At 67.7% G+C, this 3,748-nt stretch carries 2 protein-coding genes and 1 pseudogene; 2 read left to right on the top strand and 1 reads right to left on the bottom strand.

The features are described 5' to 3' along the window. Positions 1–84 precede the first annotated feature (84 nt). Positions 85–360 (top strand): annotated as a pseudogene (locus tag G3N99_RS36620) (TolC family protein); the annotation flags it as partial. 59 nt (positions 361–419) lie between these two features. Here the strand turns inward: G3N99_RS36620 and aceE are convergent. Continuing rightward, entirely contained in the window at positions 420–3,104 is a 2,685-nt protein-coding gene (aceE, locus tag G3N99_RS36615) for a pyruvate dehydrogenase (acetyl-transferring), homodimeric type (protein ID WP_206124796.1), read from the bottom strand. A gap of 173 nt (positions 3,105–3,277) precedes the next feature. Here aceE and G3N99_RS36610 point away from each other — a divergent pair, with 173 nt between their 5' ends. After that, entirely contained in the window at positions 3,278–3,733 is a 456-nt protein-coding gene (locus G3N99_RS36610) for a MarR family transcriptional regulator (RefSeq protein ID WP_174945801.1), read from the top strand. Positions 3,734–3,748 lie beyond the last annotated feature (15 nt).

Below are 3,748 nucleotides of genomic sequence, written 5' to 3'. Positions count from 1 at the left end.
TGTCGCATCGTTGAGTAGATGGCGCCTCAGTAGATCTACCCGGTGATATCCGCTCTTTCCCTACCCAACGCTCTTCCGATCTCCGCTCGCACGCGTGACGGGACGGGCCATCTCGTGCAGGCCGCGACCGACAGCGCGCGGGCCGCGCAACTGGCGCAGGCGCGGTTTTCGGCGGGCGCGATCGACTACTACGAAGTGCTCGACGCGCAGCGCACGCTGCTGCAGGCGCAGGATGCGGCGGCCGACGGGCAGATGCGCAGTGCGACGTCGACGGTGGCGCTGTACAAGGCGTTGGCAGGCGGCTGGCCGTCGGGAGTGGAGCAGCGGCCGCAAGGGCCGCTCGCGCAGTCGGGGCAGTAGTGCAGGTAGGGCCGCGGCGCGGCAGGCCGGAGCGATCCTGCCTGCCGCGCGCCGCGTGACTACACGCTGGCCGGATCGACCTTGTCGATGTCGATGCCGTAACGCCGGATGGCTTCGCCGACGCGCGCACGCGGTATCGCGCCGTCGTCGGCGAGTGCCTTCAGCGCCGCGATCACGATGAAGTGACGGTCGACCTCGAAGAACGTGCGCAGCGCGTCGCGCGTATCCGAGCGGCCGAAGCCGTCGGTGCCGAGCGACACGAAGCGCCGGCCGTCGACGAACGCGCGGATCTGGTCGCCGACGATCTTCATGTAGTCGGTCGCCACCACCACCGGGCCCGTGCGGCCGTCGAGGCATTGCTGCACGTACGGCACGCGCGGCGCCTGCTCGGGATGCAGCAGGTTCCAGCGTTCCGCGGCCAGCCCGTCGCGGCGCACCTCGTTCAGGCTCGTCGCGCTCCACACGTCGCTCGACACGCCGAAGTCCTGCGCGAGCAGGTCGCTCGCGGCGAGCACTTCGCGCAGGATCGCGCCGCTGCCCATCAGCTGCACGTGCGGCGCATCGGCCGCGCACGACGTGTCTTCGCGCAGCAGGTAGAGACCCTTGAGAATGCCGGCCTCCGTGCCGTCGGGCAGTGCCGGATGCGGGTAGTTCTCGTTGAGCAGCGTGATGTAGTAGTAGACATCCTCCTGTTCCGCGAACATCCGCCGCAGGCCGTCGCGCACGATCACCGCGAGTTCGTACGCATAGGTCGGGTCGTACGACACGCAGTTCGGAATCACCGACGACAGCACGTGACTGTGCCCGTCGTCGTGCTGCAGCCCTTCGCCCATCAGCGTCGTGCGGCCCGACGTCGCGCCGAGCAGGAAGCCGCGCGTACGTGCGTCGCCGGCCGCCCACGCGAGATCGCCGACACGCTGCAGCCCGAACATCGAATAGAAGATGTAGAACGGGATCGCCGGCAGGCCGTGGTTGCTGTACGCCGTGCCGGCCGCGATCCACGATGCGATCGCGCCCGATTCGTTGATGCCTTCCTGCAGGATCTGCCCGTCCTTCGCTTCCCTGTAGTAGCTGAGCTGTCCCGCGTCCTGCGGCGTATAGAGCTGGCCGAGATGCGAGTGGATGCCGATCTGGCGGAACAGGCCCTCCATCCCGAACGTACGCGATTCGTCCGGCACGATCGGCACGACGAGCTTGCCGAGCGCCGGATCCTTCAGCAGCGTGCCGAGGATGCGCACGAACGCCATCGTCGTCGACAGCCCGCGCTCGCCGCTGTCCTTGAGCTGACCTTCAAATGCGGCGAGCGGCGGCACCGGCAGCGGCGCCACGCGGCTGAAGCGGGCCGGCACGTGGCCGCCGAGCGCGGCACGGCGTTCCGCGAAGTAGCGTGCCTCGACGCTGCCCGGCTCCGGCTTGAGGTAGGGCAGTTCGTCGAGCTGCGCATCGCTGACCGGCAACGCGAAGCGGTCGCGGAACGCACGGACGGCGTCCGCGCTCATCTTCTTCAACTGGTGGTTCACGTTCTGGCCTTCGCCGGCTTCGCCCATCCCGAAGCCCTTGACCGTCTTCGCGAGCACGACGGTCGGCCGTCCGTCCGCGCGCACCGCCTGCGCATAGGCCGCATGCACCTTTTCCGGGTCATGGCCGCCGCGTGCCAGTTTCCAGATGTCGTCGTCGGACAGATCGGCGACGAGTTCGAGCAGTTCGGGATACTTGCCGAAGAAATGCTCGCGCACGTACGCGCCGCTTTGCGACTTGAAGGTCTGGTAGTCGCCGTCGACGCATTCCATCATGCGCTGGCGCAGCAGGCCCGTCGTGTCGCGTTCGAGCAGGCGATCCCAGCCGGCGCCCCAGATCACCTTGATGACGTTCCAGCCCGCCGCGCGGAACGTGCCTTCGAGTTCCTGGATGACCTTGCCGTTGCCGCGCACGGGGCCGTCAAGGCGCTGCAGGTTGCAGTTGACGACGAAGATCAGGTTGTCGAGCCGTTCGCGCCCCGCGAGCGAGATTGCGGCGAGCGATTCGGGCTGGTCCATTTCGCCGTCGCCGAGAAATGCCCAGACCTTGCGGCCCTGATGCGCTTTCAGCCCGCGATATTCGAGGTAGCGCATGAAGCGCGCCTGATACGCGGCCGTGAGCGGCCCGAGCCCCATCGACACGGTGGGGAATTGCCAGAAATCGGGCATCAGCCGCGGATGCGGATACGACGACAGCCCGTCGCGTCCCGCTTCGCGACCGGTCTCGCGGCGGAAGTTGTCGAGCTGCGCGTCGGTGATGCGGCCTTCCAGGTATGCGCGGCCATAGATGCCGGGCGCCGAATGACCCTGGATGTAGACCATGTCGCCGTCGAACGTATCGGTGCGGCCGCGGAAGAAGTGATCGAAGCCGACGTCGTACAGCACCGCGGCCGACTGGTAGGTCGCGATGTGCCCGCCGACGTTCGAAAGCCGGCCGGCACGCAGCACCATCACCATCGCGTTCCAGCGGATCATCGCGTTCAGGCGCCGTTCGAGTGCGAGATCGCCCGGATAGGCCGGTTGCCGTTCACGGGGCACCGTGTTCACGTACGCGGTCGTCACGCGGCCGTGCAGGTCGCCGTGGCGTGCCGCATCGAGGTCGGAAAGCTGGTCGAGCAGGTAGTGCGCGCGCGGGCGGCCTTCGAGCGCGATCACGGATTCGAGCGCATCGAGCCATTCGCGGGTTTCCTGCGGGTCGATGTCGGGTAGCGTGAGAGGTGCGGTCATGCAATGTCTCCAGAAGCATAAGACTGCGCGGGGCGACGGTCGTGGCGCCGCGTCGCGCGACGGAACGCCCGCCGATCGGCGGGCAGATAGTTGCAATTGCAATCGCATGGGGGCAATTGTTATCGAGGTAAAATTTAATTGCAACTGCAATTCAACGAGAGGAACGACCTGACATGAGCGCACCCGAACCCGATCTGTGGTTCTCGTTCGTCCGCGCGCACCGGACGATGATTCGCGAGATCGAGCGCCGCCTCGCGGCGGCCGGCCTGCCGGCCTACGCGTGGTACGACGCGTTGTGGGGGCTCGAAAGCGGGCCCGACGGCACGCGCCGCATGCACGAACTGGCCGACGTGCTCGCCATCGAGCGCTACAACCTCACGCGGCTCGTCGACCGGCTCGAACAGGAGGGGCTCGTCACGCGCGCCCGTTCGGCGGACGACGGCCGCGCCGCCTATGCGAGCATCACCGACAAGGGGCGGACGCTGCGCAAGAAGATGTGGAAGGTGTACCAGTCGACGGTCGCGGAACTCTTCCTCGATCAGTTCGGCGGTAAGGAGCAGGCAGCGATGGCCGCTGCGCTCGACCGTGCGACCGCCGCGGCGCGCGACGCGGCGGCCGATGCGAAGTAGCGGCGGCCGGCCCGA

The organism is Burkholderia sp. Ac-20392 (genome assembly GCF_017104585.1).
Classification (GTDB): domain Bacteria; phylum Pseudomonadota; class Gammaproteobacteria; order Burkholderiales; family Burkholderiaceae; genus Burkholderia; species Burkholderia lata.
This window is presented reverse-complemented; position numbering and strand designations above follow the sequence as displayed.